A 16319-nucleotide genomic window follows, 5' to 3' on the forward strand; every position below is an offset into this window, starting at 1 on the left:
CTGCGGGCTGCCTGTTTCAGCGATAAACCGGCAAACGCGCGGTAAGCTCGTTGACACGAGCGCGCACGTCGGCAATAGCGGTTTCGCTGCTGTGGTTGTCCAGCACATCGGCAATAAGATGACCGGTAAGCCGGGCATCGTCTTCAGTAAAGCCGCGCGTTGTCATGGCTGGAGTGCCCAAACGAATGCCGCTGGTTACGAACGGTTTTTCGGGGTCGTTGGGGATGGCGTTTTTATTGACCGTGATATGGGCCTGGCCCAGCGCGGCCTCAGCCACTTTGCCGGTCAGACCCTTGGGGCGCAAATCGACCAGCATGACATGGCTTTCGGTGCGGCCCGAAACAATGCGCAGACCGCGCTCGACCAGAGTGCGGGCCAGCACATCGGCATTCTTGACGACCTGGGCCGCGTACTGCTTGAACTCGGGGCTAAGCGCCTCTTTGAAGGCCACGGCCTTGGCCGCAATGACATGCATAAGCGGCCCGCCCTGTATACCCGGGAAAATGGCCGAGTTGACGGCCTTTTCGAATTCCGCCTTCATCATGATGACGCCGCCGCGCGGACCGCGCAGCGACTTGTGCGTGGTGGAGGTAACGAAGTCGGCATGAGGAAATGGGTTGGGGTACGCGCCGCCGGCGACCAGGCCGGCATAGTGGGCGATATCCACCATGAACAAGGCGCCGTTGTCGTGCGCAATGCGGGCCATGCGTTCGAAGTCGATGCGCAGGGCATAGGCCGAGGCACCGCCCACGACCAGCTTGGGCTTGTGTTCTTTGGTCAGGCGCTCTAGTTGGTCGTAGTCGATTTCTTCTTGGGCATTCAGGCCGTACGAATGGAAGTTGTACAGTTTGCCGGACGCATTGACCGGCGAACCATGAGTAAGGTGGCCGCCTTCGGCCAGGCTCATGCCGAGCACTGAATCGCCCGGCTTGAGCACCGCCATGTACACGCCCTGATTGGCCTGCGAACCCGAATTGGGCTGGACATTGGCCGCCTCGGCGCCGAATATCTCTTTCAGGCGATCGATGGCCAGTTGCTCGACGACATCGACGTACTCGCAGCCGCCGTAATAGCGCTTGCCGGGATAGCCTTCAGCGTACTTGTTGGTGAGCTGGGTGCCCTGGGCCTGCATGACAGCGGGGCTGGCGTAGTTTTCCGAGGCGATTAGCTCGATATGCTGTTCCTGACGGACGTCTTCCTTCTGGATCGCGGCCCATACTTCGGGATCGGCTTGGTCAAGTGTGAGTGAACGGTCAAACATGAGGCTTCCTAGAGATTGGTACGGCGGATAAGATGGAAGGCATTTTACCGCGAATGACGCGCAGCCTCGGCCATCAGGCCAACATTGCCGGCTAATCCGCCCGATTTCACGCCAAAAAGGCGTGTTCGCGAAGCTGCCTCAAGTTAGTATGCATGAAACTCATGTTGAGCCGCAGAGCGCCCCAGCCTGGGTGCCGGCCCGCGCCTCGAAGAGCGGGGCTTGATTTTCAGCCTGGGTTTACGCCTGCAGCAAACGCGGATTCAGGGTGTACCAGCCCATGATGGAAGCCTGGTCCAGCACATGGCCCTGCATGGCTTTGAGCACGTCGTCGCCATTGAACGAACCTTCAACTGCAAGCTGCGCGACATCAAGCGCATACAGCGTAAAAATATAGCGATGCTGAATGGCATCGTTCCAGGGCGGGCAAGGGCCGTCGTAGCCGAAATAGTCGCCCTTCATGTCGTGGTCGCCCGAAAACCAGCCGGTAAAGCTGTTAAGCCCCTGGCGCGTGCCGTTGATGGCCATGGGGCCGGGCTTGCCGCGCGGCGTTATGTCGTTCGAGTAGCTGCCCTCGGCGATTACCGTGGTGTCGGGCGCGATGTCGACCAGCACCCAATGGTAGAAATCCACGCGTGGCAAATCGGCGGGAACTTCGCGGCCCTCGACATTGACGTCGTCCGGACGGCTGGGGACGTCGGGATCGTGGCAGATCAGAACAAACGACTGCGTGCCGCGCGGAGCGCCGACCCAGGCCAGTTGGGGATTGGCATTGCCCGCCAAGGCGATATGCAGGGCGGGATCGACTTTCCCGAACGCATTTCTTTCGGGAATGCGATCCTGATCGTGAAATGAAGTGCTGGAAAGTTTCATGGGACCTCCTAAGCTAGCCGTTAAGCGTTACGCGGGCGAACTTGCGTTTGCCCACCTGGACCACATAAGTGCCGGCAACCAGTTGCAGCCCTTTGTCGTCGATGCGGTCGCCGTCAATACGCACGCCGCGCTGTTCGATATTGCGTTGCGCTTCAGAGGCCGATGCGACCAAGCCCGCTTCGCGCAAGACCTTGAGTATGCCCAGCGGCGCGCCGCCAATCTGGATCTCGGGCATGTCGTCGGGAATGACCCCATCGCGAAAGCGCGCCTCGAAGCGCGCCAGCGCATCGTGCGCCGCTTGCTGCGAGTGAAAGCGCGCCACGATTTCCTGCCCGAGCAGCACCTTTGTGTCGCGCGGATTGGCGCCGTCGGCGACCTGTTTTTTCAGTAGCTCGATCTCGTCCATGGAACGGAACGAAAGCAGCTCGTAGTATTTCCACATCAGGGTATCGGAAATCGACATCAGCTTGCCGAACATGGAGTCGGGAGCCTCGGTGATACCGATGTAATTGCCTTTGGACTTGGACATCTTGTCGACGCCGTCGGTTCCCTCGAGCAAGGGCATGGTCAAGATGCACTGGGGTTCCTGGCCGTATTCCTTCTGCAGTTCGCGGCCCACAAGAAGATTGAACTTCTGGTCGGTACCGCCAAGTTCCAGGTCGGCCTTCAGGGCGACCGAATCATAGCCCTGCATCAGCGGATATAGAAACTCGTGCACCGAGATGGGGATGCCGCCCTTGAAGCGGCGAGTGAAGTCTTCGCGTTCCATCATGCGCGCGACGGTATAGCGCGACGCCAATTGAATAAGCCCGCGCGCGCCCAGAGGGTCGCACCATTCGGAGTTATAGCGGATTTCCGTCTTGTCGGGGTCCAGCACCAGGCTGGCCTGCGCGTAATACGTCTTGGCGTTTTCCTGGATTTGTTCGGCGGTAAGCGGCGGGCGGGTTGCATTGCGCCCGCTGGGGTCGCCGATCATGGAGGTGAAGTCGCCGATAAGGAAAATGACGGTATGCCCGAGATCCTGCAATTGCCGCATTTTATTGAGAACCACCGTGTGACCCAAATGAATGTCGGGTGCAGTGGGATCCAGGCCCAGCTTGATACGCAAGGGCTGGCCGGTAGCCCGGCTGCGCGCCAGTTTGCGGGCGAACTCGGACTCTACCAGCAGTTCGTCGCACCCCCGTTTGGCAACACGCAGATCGGCTTCGACTTCGGGCGTAATAGGAGCTTCGGGGGACGACATAATATGAGAACCGCTCAACGATTAGTTAATCAATTAGTAAAAAAAAGAAAAAAGACTCGAAATCGAGTGATTTTTCCACTAAGATGTTGCGTTAAAGCCGCGAAATTTGTTACAAACCTGTAAATAACATCAACGCTTCATGCTTGGCGCAACACAATATTATCAGAGTGTCTGGGTCGGGCAACCTTCTGTCGTCCCGCGCTGTGCTCGGGCCGAGTCCTTTAACAGAAAGACGACCCACAGGCTTTAGATTTATGTTCAAAAAAGGGATATCAACGGCAACTTCCCTGGCAGGCCTGCAAGCCCGCCCACCCAAGCACCACTATTTTACGAATGGCGTAGTATTTGCCGCCACCGGTCTTTTTGCCACCGCCGCCGCCTTGGCCGTAGTGCAACCCAATACCCCCATCAAGCCTCCGCCAGTATACCAAGCGCACCAAGCCTTGGCCTTGCCTGCGGTGCTTCCCGGGGCTAGTCCCAGCTTCTCGGCACCGTTCATCGACGAAACGCAAATCCGTCCCGGCGACACGCTGGCCGCGGTGTTGCAGCGCCTGAATGTAGACGACGACAAGCTGCTGCCGTTCCTGGTTCAGGACAAAAGCGCCAGATCCATCTATAAGCTGTACCCGGGCCGCAGTGTCCAGGCCGCACTGAACGCCGAAGGCGACCTGGTCTGGCTGCGCTACTACCACACCCCGGGCACCAACGACAAAAGCGGTTTCGTCTCTAAATGGCTAGAGATCAAACCCGCGGACAACGGTGGCTATACGGCTACTGAACAAAGCCAGGGCACAGACACCCAGGTCCGCATGGCGGAAGGCGAGATCAACAGTTCGCTGTTCGGCGCAACCGACGCGGCCGGCATCCCCGACGCCATAACGCTGCAAATGGCCGATATCCTGGGCAGCAAGATCGACTTCATGCAGGACTTGCGCAAGGGCGACCGCTTCCGCGTCGTCTACGAAGCGCACTCGCACGACGGCAAAGGCGTAGGCTCGGGACGCGTCCTGGCCCTGGAATTCATCAACCAGGACAAAACCTACGATGCCGCCTGGTTTACCCCTTCCCAAGGGCCCGGCGGCTATTACGACTTCAACGGCAGCAATCTTAAAGGCGCCTTCCTGCGCACCGCGCTTGAATTTTCGCGCATCAGTTCTACTTTCGGCATGCGCAAGCATCCCATACGCGGCAAATGGATAGGCCACCAGGGCGTCGACTACGCCGCCACCACCGGCACCCCCATTCACGCCACGGCAAACGGCACAGTGGAATTCATTGGCCAGCAAAACGGCTACGGCAACGTCATTGTTCTAAAGCACTACAACAAGATCACCACGCTGTACGCGCATCAAAGCCGCTTTGCCCCCAATCTGAAAAAAGGCGACTCAGTCGAACAAGGCCAGCTGGTCGGCTATGTGGGGTCTACAGGCTGGGCCACCGGTCCGCACCTGCATTACGAATTCCGCATCGACAACAAACCGGTCAATCCGCTCTCTGTCGACCTGCCGGTAGCCCAGGCACTGGAAGGCGCCGACCGCAAGGCGTTTACCCAGGTTGTCGCAAGTTATAAACAGAATATTGAAATGCTGGCCAGCCTGCAAAGCGAAAACATCCAATTGGCCAGCCGCTAGGGCCGGGCCAGCACGCTTATGGCCAGCCCAGAGTTTTTTATCGGCCTGATGTCGGGCACCAGCACCGACGGGGTCGATGCCGTACTTGCCGATTTCTCCGGCAAAACGCCGCGCATTGCAGCCCAAGCCTCGCTGCCCATGCCGCAAACCTTGCGCACTGAATTTCTGGCCTTGAACTTGCCCGGCCACAATGAACTGGCACGAGCCGCCCTAGCCGGCAATGAACTGGCCAAGCTGTATGCAGGCGTCAGCAAGCAGGTGCTGGCGCAGGCCGGCCTATCGGCCCATGACGTTGCGGCTATTGGCGCTCACGGCCAAACGGTGCGCCACGCTCCCGAAAGCGGCTACACGCTGCAAATCAACAGCCCCGCCCTGCTGGCCGAACTGACCGGCATTGCCGTCATTGCCGATTTTCGCGCACGTGATGTTGCGGCTGGCGGCCAGGGCGCCCCGCTGGTGCCTGGCTTTCATGAAGCCATTTTCAATTGCGAACATCCCAGAGTGGTACTGAACCTGGGCGGCATCGGCAATATCACCGTGCTGCAGCCGGGCCAGGCCGTGCGCGGCTTCGATACCGGCCCAGCCAATGTTCTGCTGGATCTGTGGTGCCAGCGGCATACGGGCGCGGCCTATGACGACCAGGGCCTTTGGGCGGCCAGCGGCACGGCCATTCCGGAATTGCTTGAAACCCTTATCCGGGACGAACCCTGGTTTGCCCTGCCACCGCCCAAATCAACAGGCCGGGACCTGTTCAATGCAAGATGGCTGGATCAACGGCTGGCCTCTATCCAGCATCAAAGCCTGGCCCCCAATGATGTGCAGGCAAGCCTGCAAAGCCTTACCGTCCATACGGTTGCCAATGCCATCAAGGCCTGCGCCCCTGCAACGCAAGAGATCCTGGTGTGCGGAGGCGGAGCGCAAAACGCGGGCCTTATGCACGAACTGGAGCACGTTACGCAACGCGCCGTGCGGCCTACCTCGGAGCTGGGCGTCCCGCCGCAAATGGTAGAGGCGCTTGCCTTTGCCTGGCTGGCCTGGGCTTACGAGCATGGCCGCCCGGCAGGCCTTCCCGCCGTAACAGGGGCGCGCCACGCCAACGTGCTGGGATGCAAATACCCCGCCTGATTTTATCGTCGCGCTACGAACGGTTTCAGATTCCGATCGTACTTCGCCATAAAAAACACCCCAAAGCTTGAATCAGTGTTCAACTTTTGGGGTGCAGTCAAAAACAGGCGGGTATCGAGGCAGAGCAGCCGGTACGGATGTCCGGCGGCAATCGAACCGCCGCGGGATGCGCGCTATATGCGCGAATCCCGGATCGCTTGTTCAGGGTTCAGGCCGTGAACGATGAGCCGCAACCGCAGGTGGACGTAGCGTTGGGATTGCGGATAACGAACTGCGAACCTTCGATGTCGTCTTTGTAGTCGATTTCGGCGCCGAACAGATACTGGAAGCTCATGGGGTCGACCAGAAGCTGGACGCCTTCTTTGTCGATGGTGGTGTCGTCGTCGTTGATGACTTCATCGAACGTAAAACCGTACTGAAAGCCCGAGCAACCGCCGCCCTGTACAAAAACACGCAGTTTGAGTTCGGGGTTGCCTTCTTCAGCCAACAGGTCCTTGACCTTGGCCGCGGCGGCATCGGTAAACACCAGGGCGGGAGGCGGCGGGGCTTGCAGGTTGACGGATTCAGTCAAGGTAGTCATTTGGTACTCCTGGCAATAAATGAATTGCACAATAAAAAATCAATGGCGGGCCAATGCCGCGCTGTCAGTCAGGGCGCGGAAGGCAACGATACCGTGCGAGATACACGTACTGTTTTACCTTCCAGGATATTGAGCGTAACCGTTTTAGGTACAAAACCCGCGGGAATGCTCAGTAGCCCTTCGCTGCGCTGAAACTGGTCGAAGCTTAATTCCAGCTTTTGGGGTTCGGCCTTGCTACCCGCCGAAGCAGCATCCACCTGCGCGGCCGCATTGGTGCTTGCACGCATATCCGCAGCTTGAGCAGGTTCTAGCGTTATTTTAACCGCTTTCCCCTTTTCAGTTCCGTTAGCCACAAATTCCATAAGGCCATTGAAGGCGGTCTCGCCGGGCGCATTGCGCATCAGCAATGTCTTATAGCTTAAGATGGAGCCTTGACGCTGGATATCAAGGGCCCGGATACTGATTGAGCCGTTTGGACCGGGAGGCAGCAACTGGTTGAAAAAAGCCAATTGGTCGCGCGCCCGGCCAAGATCCTGCTGAGTGGCCTGCAATGTGGCCTCAAGGCTTTTACGCGTGCTTTCTTCCACGGCCAGCCGGCCTTCAAAGGCGTCGGCACGCATCATTGCCGCGTTAAGATCGTATAAATGCTGAGCGGCCGTTACGTCGAGCTGCTTTTTAAGGTCTTCGTACTGCCGCTGGCCGCTGTCAAGCATGTAGCGCGAACCGCCATACCCCAGCGCCAAGCCAAGCAGCAGCGCCACCGCCAAGCCTATATACCAGCGGCCGCGGGACAATGCGCCCGGCGATCGTGCCGGCGCCGGGCTTGGGCCCGGTGGCATTTGCTCTACCGCATCGTCTTCTTTACCCATTACTGACAGACCCCTTCAGTGCACGGGAAGTTCGAAAGAACTGTGTAAATGAATGTTATGGCAGGACCGCAATATGCCGCAAACCGGCGTCTTCGGGCAGGCCGAACATTAGGTTCATGTTTTGCACGGCTTGGCCGGCTGCGCCCTTGACCAGATTGTCCTGCACAACCAGAAGAATGAGTTGGTCGCCGCCGCCCGGACGGTGCACAGCAATACGCAATTGGTTGGAGCCCCGGACAGAACGGGTTTCAGGCTGGCTGCCCGCCGGCATGACGTCAACGAAAGCCTCGTTGGCGTAGCGCTGTTCGAACAATGCCTGAAAATCGGTATCCATCGCCTCGGGCAGGATACGGGCATAGATTGTTGAAAACATGCCGCGGATCATGGGAACCAGGTGCGGCACAAAAGTAAGACCCACGGGCCCGCCCGCAATGGTCTCAAGCTGTTCGCACACCTCGGGGCGATGGCGATGCCCCGCAACCCCATAGGCCTTGAAGTTATCGCTGGCCTCGGAAAACAGCGTGGCGACCTCGGCCTTGCGCCCCGCGCCCGAAACTCCGGACTTGGAGTCGGCAATGATATGTGCGGTATCGACGAGCTTGCGCCCGCCCTCGAGCAAAGGCAGCAAGCCCAGAATTACCGTAGTCGGATAGCAGCCGGGGTTGCCGACGACCCGGGCCTTGGCGATTTTGGCGCGATTGAGTTCAACCAGGCCGTACACGGACTGCGCCAGGACTTCCGGGCAGGCATGCGGCATTTTGTACCAGCTTTCGAACACCTGGGTGTCCTGCAGGCGGAAATCGGCCGCCAGGTCGATAATACGCACGCCCTTGTCCAGCAGCTCTTTGGCCTGGTTCATGGCAACGCCATGGGGTGTAGCAAAAAACACGACGTCGCATTGGTCCAGCGCCGCTTTTTCAGGGGTGGAAAAGCATAGGTCCACATAGCCGCGCAAGTTCGGGAACATATCGGCCACCGGCATGCCGTCTTCTTTGCGCGAAGTAATTGCCGTAAGGTCGACATTGGGATGCAAGGCCAGCAGGCGCAATAACTCGACACCGGTATAACCTGTGCCACCGACAATGCCTACTTTTACCCGAGATCCTGATGCCGCCATGATGATGTCCTGAAAGACTGAATGGCCGGGTGAAATTTCCGGGCCATGGAATTAATTATGCAATAGGCCAAGTTTACCAGTAAGGTAAATCCTTGAATGGCCCGGCGATAAAAAAAGCCCCCGAAAGGGGGCTTTTGAGTCGCACAGGGCGCAAAGCCCCGGTACAGCAGAATTAACGCTTGCTGAACTGCTTGCGACGACGTGCTTTGTGGAAACCGACTTTTTTACGTTCGACTTCACGGGCATCGCGAGTTACCAGGCCAGCCTGCTTGAGCGAAGGCTTGAGCGTTTCATCGTAGTCGATGAGCGCGCGGGTAATGCCGTGACGCACTGCGCCGGCCTGGCCGCTTTCGCCGCCGCCATGCACATTGATATGAAAGTCGAAGGACTCGAGGTGGCCAGTCAGCTCTAGGGGCTGACGAACGACCATGCGTCCGGTTTCACGAGCAAAGTATTCATCGACAGGCTTGCCGTTGACCACGATTTTGCCCGAACCTTTTTTCAAGAACACGCGAGCCACCGAGGTTTTGCGGCGGCCTGTTCCATAGTTCCAATTACCGATCATGACCTGTCCTTAGAATTCCAGCGGTTTAGGCTGTTGAGCTGAATGAGGATGCTCGGCGCCAGCATAAACCTTAAGTTTCTTGGCCATGGCATAACCCAGCGGACCCTTGGGCAGCATGCCCTTGACGGCTTTCTGCAGAGCACGGCCGGGAAAACGCTGTTGCATTTTCTCGAATGTGGTTTCGGTAATGCCGCCGGGATAACCCGAGTGACGGTAGTAACGCTTGTCTTGCGCCTTGTTGCCGGTAACGACAATTTCAGCGGCGTTAATAATGACGATGTAATCGCCGGTGTCAACGTGAGGCGTGAATTCTGGCTTGTGCTTGCCACGCAAACGGCGTGCGACTTCGCTGGCCACACGACCGAGGACTTTGCCCTTGGCGTCAATCACGAACCAGTCACGTTTGACTTCATGCGGCTTGGCCACAAAGGTCTTCATGATGGTGTTCATCCTAAAATTAGTTTCGCGCCCAAAAAAACGTTTCTAGGCACGCTTAACCCAAAACCCTGCCTGGCCTAAGCGTTGTAACTTCGCCCGTGCCTTTGACAAGAATAAATAGGTAAGCCCGTTATAGTAGCATATCTTGTTGTTTTTCCAAGGGTTGTCTATGCAAACAGGCAGTGCCGGCCGCCCCGCAATGCAAAAAAGCTGCCAATTGCAGCTTTTTTGCCATAGTGCAAAACCCTTGCCGCCAATTATTTTTTGGCGTTGGCCAGCGCAATGCCCAGGTAGTTGTCGTAAGAGCCTTCGGCAATGCGGAACCAGGGCACGGTGCCATCGCGAAATGCCATGTAGTTCTCGAAGACCTTCTTGAAGCCCGCGTCTTTGTCGCAAAACTCTTTGTAAAGCACATTGGACGCCGCAAACGCCGCGTCCATGACATCGCGCGGAAACGCCTTGAGCGTGGTGCCGTTGGCGATCAGGCGGCGCAGCGCTTCGGAGTTGTGCGCATCGTAATTGGCCGTCATTTGCATGCCGGCATAGCTGCTGGCCAGGGAGATCAGCGACTGGTAATGCTTGGGCAGCTTTTCGTAGACGCCATCGTTGACATACAACGACACCTGCGCAGAGCCCTCCCACCAGCCCGGGTAATAGTAGTACTTGGCTACCTTGAACAAGCCCAGCTTCTCGTCGTCGACCGGACCGACGAATTCGACGGCGTCCAGCGTGCCTTTTTCCAGCGAGGGGTAGATATCGCCCGGCGGAATCTGCTGCGGCACGACGCCCATGCGCGACAGCACTTCGCCGGCAAACCCCGCGGTGCGCATTGTCAGGCCCTTCAAGTCAGCCAAGGTATTGATGGGCTTGCGATACCACCCGCCCATTTGGGTACCGGTATTGCCCATCGGGAAATTGACGATATGGCGCGGCGCAAACAATTCACGCATGAGCTTCAGGCCGTCGCCCTGCTCCATCCAGGCGGTCATCTGGCGTGTATTCAGGCCAAAGGGCACGGCGGTATCGAAACAAAAGGTGGGATCTTTACCGTAGTAATAATAAGAGGCGGTCTGCCCGCACTCCACCGTATTGTTGCTGACCGCGTCCATCACGCCGTAACCGGGCACAATTTCGCCGGCCGGATACAGGCGGATGGAAAACTGGCCATCGGAGGCCTCTTCGATCATTTTGCAGAATGTCTGGGCGGCCCCGAACAACGGCGGCAACGACGGCCCGTAGGTCGACGTCATTTTCCAACTGATCTTGGGATTGGCCTGGGCGAACACAGGCGCGGCAACGGCAGCCGTGCCCGCCACGGCGCCAAGGCCGGCTTTTTTCAGGAATGAACGGCGCTGCATCAAGCGTCTCCTTGCGAAAGTTACACAACAAGTGCAGCGGGCTGATTGCTGCCGCAGGCACGATACGACAGCATCTTACACCCGGACGAAACAGACAGTAGCGTCACTGCCCCGCAATAGCCATTTGCTCGATCAATATAGAACCAGACGACTTGGAGCCGCGGGTAATGGTGTCGGCGCCGACCGCGACGATTTGCCTGAACATGTCGGCCAGGTTGCCGGCAATGGTGACTTCCTGGACGGCGTGGCGGATTTCGCCGTTTTCCACCCAATAGCCGAACGCGCCGCGCGAATAGTCGCCGGTTACGTAATTGACGCCCTGCCCGATCAGTTCGGTGACAAGAAAGCCGGTGCCCATTTTGCGCAGCATGGCGCGAAAATCGTCGTCGGGATTCGTAAGGCGCGAGACCAGGCTTAAGTTGTGCGAGCCGCCGGCATTGCCGGTGGTTTGCATATTGAGCTTCCTGGCGGTGTAGCTGGACAGAAAATAGCCTTGCAGAACGCCGTCCACGACTACGTCGCGCGCGCTGGTGCGCACGCCTTCGTCGTCGAACGCCGAACTTCCCATGGCGCCGGGGATAAATGGGTCTTCGGCAACCTGAAGATGGTCGGCCAACACAGGCTTGCCCAGAGAATCGACAAGGAAGCTTGCTTTGCGGTACAGCGCGCCGCCGCTGGTGGCCTGTACAAGAGCACCCAACAAGCCCAGGGCCAGGGGGGCTTCGAATAGAACGGGAAAGCGTCCGGTCTTGATCCGGCGCGCGGACATTCGGGACAAAGTGCGCTCGGCCGCATAGCGCCCCACCGCGGCTGCGTCAGCCAGGCGGGAGGCCTGGCGGTCGGCGCTGTACCAGTAGTCGCGCTGCATGGCGGCGCCGCGGCCGGCAATTGGCGCCACCGACAAGGAGTGGCGCGAATAGGGGTAGCCGGCCAGGAAGCCCCGGCTGTTGCCCAGCACGAAATGGCCTTCGAAGGTACCGACAGACGCGCCGTCGGTATTGGTGATGAGCGGGCTGACGGCGCGGGCGGCGCGTTCTGCCTCTAGGGCGATGGCGGCGGCCGCCTCGGCGTCGATATCCCAGGGGGAATGCAGTTGCAGGTCGGGAAATTCGCGAGCCAGCAGTTCTGGTTCGGGCAAACCGGCGGCTGGATCGGCCGCGGTATAGCGCGCGATATGCCATGCGGCATCGACGGTTTCGCGCAGGGCCTGTGCGGAAAAATCGGACGTGGAGGCCGAGCCGCGCTTTTGCCCCGCAAAAACGGTAACGTCCAGCGAACGGTCGTGCGTTTGCTCGACCGTTTCAATGTCCTGGTTGCGCACCGAAACCGACAACCCGGCGCTTTCGGAGACCTCGGCGGCGGCATCGCTGGCGCCCAGCGATTTGGCGTATTTCAGGGCGTCTTGAACCAGTTCGCGAAACTGGATTTGGTTCTGGGCGATAGGCAGGCGAAGGGAGGATTGTTGACTCATTGCTACTCGTATTGGTTAGACGGTTATCATATCGCTAATCGAGAATTTTTTTCTGTCTTTCATATGAATACCGACACCACCGAAACCAGCGACGACGAATACGATGGCCCCAGCAAATCGCAGGTCAAGCGCGAAATGCATGCTTTGCTGGACTTAGGCAAGCAATTGGTCGAATTACCCAACGAAAAGCTCAAGCAACTGCCGTTGTCCGAAAATCTGTATGAGGCCATCCGGCTGGCCCAGCGCACTACCAGCCGCGAAGGCCTGCGCCGCCAGGTGCATTACGTCGGCAAACTCATGCGCCACGCCGACGCGGACGCAATCCGGTCGCAGATGGATATCTGGCTTAATGGTTCGCGCGAAGAAACCCAGGCACTGCATCGCCTGGAAATCCAGCGCGACCGCCTGCTGGCCGACGACGAGGCCCTGACCAAGCTGCTGGCCGAATACCCCAACGCCGACAGCCAGCACCTGCGCACCTTGATACGCGCCGGCCGCAAGGAAATCCAGCACAACCTGGGGCTGCAGCCGGGCCAGGACCCCCAGCGCAAGCATTTTCGAGCCCTGTTCCAGGCGCTCAAAGCTCTTAACGACTCAACGGAACACGAATGAATCAGCCGCAGTTCGACGCTATCGAAATAGAAACCTCACCCAATCCCGGCCATGCCGTCATTTGGTTGCACGGGCTGGGCGCCGATGCCAACGACTTCGTGCCGCTCGTGCCGGAACTGGGCCTTAAAAATCACCCCCCGATTCGGTTTGTATTCCCCAATGCCCCTGTCCAGCCGGTGACCATCAATGGCGGCATGCCTATGCGGGCCTGGTACGACATCCTGAACGCCGATCTGGTCAGGCGCGAAGACGAACAAGGGATACTCGACTCCGAGCGCCTGATCCAGGCCTTGATCAAGCGCGAAAACGACCGCGGCATTCCTACCGAAAAAATAGTGCTGGCGGGGTTTTCGCAAGGCTGCGCCATGACCTTGCACACGGGCACGCGCTTGGGGCAAAAGCTGGCCGGCCTGGTCGGACTGTCCGGCTACTTGCCGCTGGCTGATCTATTCGCCGCGCAGCGGCACAGCGCCAACCAGGACACTCCGATTTTCATGGCGCACGGCACCCAGGACCCGGTCGTCACCCTGGATCGCGCCCAAGCTTCTTGCGAACTGCTGCAAAAGCTGGGCTATCAGGTAACGTTCAAAACCTACACCATGCCGCATTCGGTGTGCCTGCCGGAAATCAGCGATATTGCGGATTTCTTGCGTAAAGTGCTGCTGTAGTATTTCGCGCGCCCGGCATCAGCGTTTGCCCGCGGCGGGCGGTTCGCCCAAGTCCAGCCAAACACGCCGCAAAGCAGGGTCGTCCTGGTCGGCGTCGTTTTGAAACCCCAGGTGCGCCATCAGTGCCAGCATGGCGCGGTTGGTCGACAGCACCACGCCGTCGATATAGCTTAGCCCCTGCGATTGCGCCGCTTCGATCAAGCCTTTCATCAATTGCTGGCCCAGCTTGCGGCGCTGCCATTGGTCGCTGATGACCAGCGCGTACTCCGCTCCGCGCCCATCGGCGTTGCGCAGGTAATGCGCAAAGCCGATGATCTGCTCGTGCATATATCCGCGATGTGCGGGATTGGGAACTTGCACCGTCGCCACCAAAGCCAGCTCGCGGTCGTAGTCGATGCGTGTATAGCGGGCCAACATCCGCGGAGTCAGTTCGCGCAGCATCGAGACAAAACGCATGTAGCGCGTTTCGTCGGATAGATCGCGCACAAAGTCCTGCAGGGCCTCGGCGTCTTCCGGACGTATGGGCCGCATCATCCATGAGGTGCCGTCCTGGAAGGTCTTGGTCTGCACCAGATTATGCGGATAAGGATGAATGGCCAAATGCCGGTAGCCGGACGCTTCGGGCAATTCCGACGACTCGGAGGACGAAAGGACGACCTGGACCGAGCGCGCCAGAAGCTGCGTGTCGGTGGCATGCAGGGGATCGATCACCAGGCTTTCGACCTCGGGCAATTCGCAAACCAGGTCCGAGACTCTTTCAAGCGCTTCCTGCAAGCTGTCGCTGACCACCACGCTCATCTGGCGCGACAGGATTTTTCGCCAGACCGCGCTGCGCTCGACCAACTGACGCGCCAGAAAGCCATTGAGCGGCGGCAGCTCTACCGCGCGATCATTGGCCGAGATAGCCTGGCGCCCGCCCGAGCCGAAATTAATATACGAGCCCAGTTCCGGGTCGCGGTGAACGCGGATTGCCATGGCGATGGCTTCCGTTCCCTGCCCGTCCAGCTTGACCTTGGAGAAGGCGTCGATTGGAATATGGAAGCAGGAAAACAGACGCGCAATTTCTTCGGGCAGCAGCGACTGGCGCCCCTGCATTCGGGCGGACCGCAGCAGCAGCCGCGCCTCTTTAAGCCGGGGCGGCTTGCCCAGGGGTTCGGGCGGCAGCATTTGCTGCGATAGTGTCTGGTTGTAATGATACGAGGCCAGCACGCCAAAGGCGTTTGCGGCCGACTCGGGCGTGCGGAACGCCGGCGTGCCCACGTTGTCCAGCAGATGACGCAAGGGGCGCATGGTGGCGTCGCCCATGAAACAACTGATGACCGGCTTGCGCGTGCTGGACGCAGCCTGCGCAAGCTGTTGCACCAAGGCGGGCATATCGGTAAGCGGATCGGGGGTCAGCAACACCAGCACGCCGTCCACCCCCCGATCGACAGCCACGATATTGATCAGCTTGCGCAGGGTCTCTGCGCTTAGCGGAGCGCGCGTGATTACCGGATTGTTCACTTCAGCGCCCGGCTCAAGCAGCTTGGTCAGTTCAAGTATCGACATCCGGGAGAGATCAGCGCGAAAGACCGCGCTATTGGCGCCCATGACGTCCAATGCCAATTGCGAAGTGCCCGCGCCATTGGAAACCAGCGCAATCCGCCGCCCGCGCGGGCGATGCGGATAGCCCAGCACCTTGATGGCGGAAAAAAGCTGCACGAAATACGGTACCCGCACCGCGCCGACACGGCGCATAAGCGCGTTGAATATGGCGTCCTGGGAGGAGTCGGGCCCCTGCTGCGCCCGCCCCGACTTGAGCACCACCACGGGCTTGACGCCGGCGGCGGCGCGCAAGGCACTGGTCAGTTCGCGCGGCGAGGCTGCGTTTTCCAGGTGCAGGACAATGCTGTCGGTAGCCGGGTCGGTTGCCAGATAGTCCAGAATATCGGCCAGGCGCGCGTCCGCATCGTCGCCGGGCGAGATCACGGCGGAAAAGCCCAGCCCTATATCGGCGGCCCAGTCCAGAACCGCCGCCGCGATCGACCCCGATTGCGACACCAGGGCCACGCGCCCCGCCTGGGCAAGTTCGGGCATATGCGTCAGGTTCAGGCCCATGCCCGGCCGCTGTACGCCGAAAGCCCGCGGCCCCACCAGCAGGCAACCGTTCTGGCGCGCCCAATTCTGGCACAGCACGAGATCGGCGGCGGGATCGGCCGGCGGAACGTCCGACGTCAGCAAAAGCAATGCCCTGGGCCGGTACGCCTGCATGGCCTTGAGGGCTTCGGGCAAACGCGCAGAGGGCAGGCACAGCAATGCCAGGTCGGGCCGCTCGTCCGCTTCAAGGCCGTTGAGCCGCTCCGGCAGGGCCATAGGCGTACCGGCCTGGACATCCACCACGGTAATGGCATTTTGCAATATGCGCGGCGGATGCAAGACGACCGGCACCGGCCGGCTGGCCAGCACCAGCAACGACCTAGGTTCAAACAACGCAGCAAGACGATGACGCAACATACACAGCCCAATTTCAAC

At 59.4% G+C, this 16319-nt stretch carries 15 protein-coding genes; 4 read left to right on the forward strand and 11 right to left on the reverse strand.

Annotated features, from left to right (window positions below; genetic code table 11):
- Positions 1-16: 16 nt before the first annotated feature.
- The 3 genes from glyA to tyrS form a co-directional block, all read right to left on the reverse strand.
- Positions 17-1261, reverse strand: a complete 1245-nt coding sequence (gene glyA, locus DFR37_RS09370; RefSeq protein ID WP_113932985.1) for a serine hydroxymethyltransferase — start codon at positions 1259-1261, stop codon at positions 17-19.
- 237 nt (positions 1262-1498) lie between these two features.
- Positions 1499-2131 carry a YbhB/YbcL family Raf kinase inhibitor-like protein gene (locus DFR37_RS09375; RefSeq protein ID WP_113932986.1) on the reverse strand — a complete coding sequence of 211 codons (633 nt, stop codon included), beginning with the start codon at positions 2129-2131 and terminating at the stop codon, positions 1499-1501.
- A 13-nt stretch (positions 2132-2144) separates the two neighbouring features.
- The gene (gene tyrS / locus DFR37_RS09380; RefSeq protein WP_113932987.1) at positions 2145-3374 is read right to left on the reverse strand and encodes a tyrosine--tRNA ligase; all 1230 of its coding nucleotides are present in this window, start codon (positions 3372-3374) and stop codon (positions 2145-2147) included.
- Between the two features lie 254 nt (positions 3375-3628).
- Here tyrS and DFR37_RS09385 point away from each other — a divergent pair, with 254 nt between their 5' ends.
- Together DFR37_RS09385 and DFR37_RS09390 are read left to right on the forward strand one after the other, a co-directional pair.
- Positions 3629-5005, forward strand: a complete 1377-nt coding sequence (locus DFR37_RS09385) for a M23 family metallopeptidase (RefSeq protein ID WP_113932988.1) — start codon at positions 3629-3631, stop codon at positions 5003-5005.
- 18 nt (positions 5006-5023) lie between these two features.
- Positions 5024-6130, forward strand: coding sequence for an anhydro-N-acetylmuramic acid kinase (locus DFR37_RS09390; protein ID WP_113932989.1), 1107 nt, complete (start codon positions 5024-5026; stop codon positions 6128-6130).
- Positions 6131-6338: 208 nt separating this feature from the next.
- Here DFR37_RS09390 and erpA read toward each other — a convergent pair whose 3' ends face one another.
- The 7 genes from erpA to pmbA form a co-directional block, all read right to left on the reverse strand.
- A complete protein-coding gene (gene erpA, locus DFR37_RS09395) occupies positions 6339-6710 on the reverse strand; it encodes an iron-sulfur cluster insertion protein ErpA (RefSeq protein WP_113932990.1) in 372 nt (123 codons plus the stop codon).
- A gap of 68 nt (positions 6711-6778) precedes the next feature.
- The gene (locus DFR37_RS09400; protein ID WP_113932991.1) at positions 6779-7579 is read right to left on the reverse strand and encodes a DUF6776 family protein; all 801 of its coding nucleotides are present in this window, start codon (positions 7577-7579) and stop codon (positions 6779-6781) included.
- 55 nt (positions 7580-7634) lie between these two features.
- Positions 7635-8696: an N-acetyl-gamma-glutamyl-phosphate reductase gene (argC, locus tag DFR37_RS09405; protein ID WP_170139877.1), complete on the reverse strand. Its 1062-nt coding sequence runs from the start codon at positions 8694-8696 to the stop codon at positions 7635-7637.
- A gap of 172 nt (positions 8697-8868) precedes the next feature.
- On the reverse strand, positions 8869-9261 hold the full coding sequence (gene rpsI, locus DFR37_RS09410) for a 30S ribosomal protein S9 (RefSeq protein ID WP_113932993.1): 393 nt from the start codon (positions 9259-9261) through the stop codon (positions 8869-8871).
- A gap of 9 nt (positions 9262-9270) precedes the next feature.
- Positions 9271-9699 carry a 50S ribosomal protein L13 gene (rplM, locus tag DFR37_RS09415; RefSeq protein WP_113933200.1) on the reverse strand — a complete coding sequence of 143 codons (429 nt, stop codon included), beginning with the start codon at positions 9697-9699 and terminating at the stop codon, positions 9271-9273.
- Between the two features lie 257 nt (positions 9700-9956).
- Positions 9957-11057: a TRAP transporter substrate-binding protein gene (locus DFR37_RS09420; RefSeq protein ID WP_113932994.1), complete on the reverse strand. Its 1101-nt coding sequence runs from the start codon at positions 11055-11057 to the stop codon at positions 9957-9959.
- 103 nt (positions 11058-11160) lie between these two features.
- Complete coding sequence (gene pmbA, locus DFR37_RS09425) at positions 11161-12528, reverse strand: metalloprotease PmbA (protein ID WP_113932995.1); 1368 nt, start codon at positions 12526-12528, stop codon at positions 11161-11163.
- Between the two features lie 63 nt (positions 12529-12591).
- Between pmbA and yjgA the strand changes: the two genes are divergently transcribed.
- Together yjgA and DFR37_RS09435 are read left to right on the forward strand one after the other, a co-directional pair.
- Positions 12592-13140 (forward strand): ribosome biogenesis factor YjgA, encoded by a 549-nt coding sequence (gene yjgA / locus DFR37_RS09430; RefSeq protein WP_113932996.1) that lies wholly within the window; start codon positions 12592-12594, stop codon positions 13138-13140.
- Positions 13137-13808, forward strand: a complete 672-nt coding sequence (locus tag DFR37_RS09435) for an alpha/beta hydrolase (RefSeq protein ID WP_113932997.1) — start codon at positions 13137-13139, stop codon at positions 13806-13808. Before yjgA ends, DFR37_RS09435 begins: the two co-directional genes overlap by 4 nt.
- Positions 13809-13826: 18 nt before the next feature.
- On the opposite strand, the gene DFR37_RS09440 is transcribed toward DFR37_RS09435, so the two are convergent.
- On the reverse strand, positions 13827-16301 hold the full coding sequence (locus DFR37_RS09440; RefSeq protein WP_113932998.1) for a bifunctional acetate--CoA ligase family protein/GNAT family N-acetyltransferase: 2475 nt from the start codon (positions 16299-16301) through the stop codon (positions 13827-13829).
- Positions 16302-16319 lie beyond the last annotated feature (18 nt).

Origin of the sequence: Eoetvoesiella caeni, from assembly GCF_003315175.1 — a bacterium.
Lineage (GTDB): Bacteria > Pseudomonadota > Gammaproteobacteria > Burkholderiales > Burkholderiaceae_B > Eoetvoesia > Eoetvoesia caeni.

Bases quoted from the DNA above. Each gene is read 5' to 3' on its own strand.
- glyA (WP_113932985.1), bottom strand. From the start codon at position 1,261: ATGTTTGACCGTTCACTCACACTTGACCAAGCCGATCCCGAAGTATGG.
- DFR37_RS09375 (WP_113932986.1), bottom strand. From the start codon at position 2,131: ATGAAACTTTCCAGCACTTCATTTCACGATCAGGATCGCATTCCCGAA.
- tyrS (WP_113932987.1), bottom strand. From the start codon at position 3,374: ATGTCGTCCCCCGAAGCTCCTATTACGCCCGAAGTCGAAGCCGATCTG.
- DFR37_RS09385 (WP_113932988.1), top strand. From the start codon at position 3,629: ATGTTCAAAAAAGGGATATCAACGGCAACTTCCCTGGCAGGCCTGCAA.
- DFR37_RS09390 (WP_113932989.1), top strand. From the start codon at position 5,024: ATGGCCAGCCCAGAGTTTTTTATCGGCCTGATGTCGGGCACCAGCACC.
- erpA (WP_113932990.1), bottom strand. From the start codon at position 6,710: ATGACTACCTTGACTGAATCCGTCAACCTGCAAGCCCCGCCGCCTCCC.
- DFR37_RS09400 (WP_113932991.1), bottom strand. From the start codon at position 7,579: ATGGGTAAAGAAGACGATGCGGTAGAGCAAATGCCACCGGGCCCAAGC.
- argC (WP_170139877.1), bottom strand. From the start codon at position 8,696: ATGGCGGCATCAGGATCTCGGGTAAAAGTAGGCATTGTCGGTGGCACA.
- rpsI (WP_113932993.1), bottom strand. From the start codon at position 9,261: ATGATCGGTAATTGGAACTATGGAACAGGCCGCCGCAAAACCTCGGTG.
- rplM (WP_113933200.1), bottom strand. From the start codon at position 9,699: ATGAAGACCTTTGTGGCCAAGCCGCATGAAGTCAAACGTGACTGGTTC.
- DFR37_RS09420 (WP_113932994.1), bottom strand. From the start codon at position 11,057: ATGCAGCGCCGTTCATTCCTGAAAAAAGCCGGCCTTGGCGCCGTGGCG.
- pmbA (WP_113932995.1), bottom strand. From the start codon at position 12,528: ATGAGTCAACAATCCTCCCTTCGCCTGCCTATCGCCCAGAACCAAATC.
- yjgA (WP_113932996.1), top strand. From the start codon at position 12,592: ATGAATACCGACACCACCGAAACCAGCGACGACGAATACGATGGCCCC.
- DFR37_RS09435 (WP_113932997.1), top strand. From the start codon at position 13,137: ATGAATCAGCCGCAGTTCGACGCTATCGAAATAGAAACCTCACCCAAT.
- DFR37_RS09440 (WP_113932998.1), bottom strand. From the start codon at position 16,301: ATGTTGCGTCATCGTCTTGCTGCGTTGTTTGAACCTAGGTCGTTGCTG.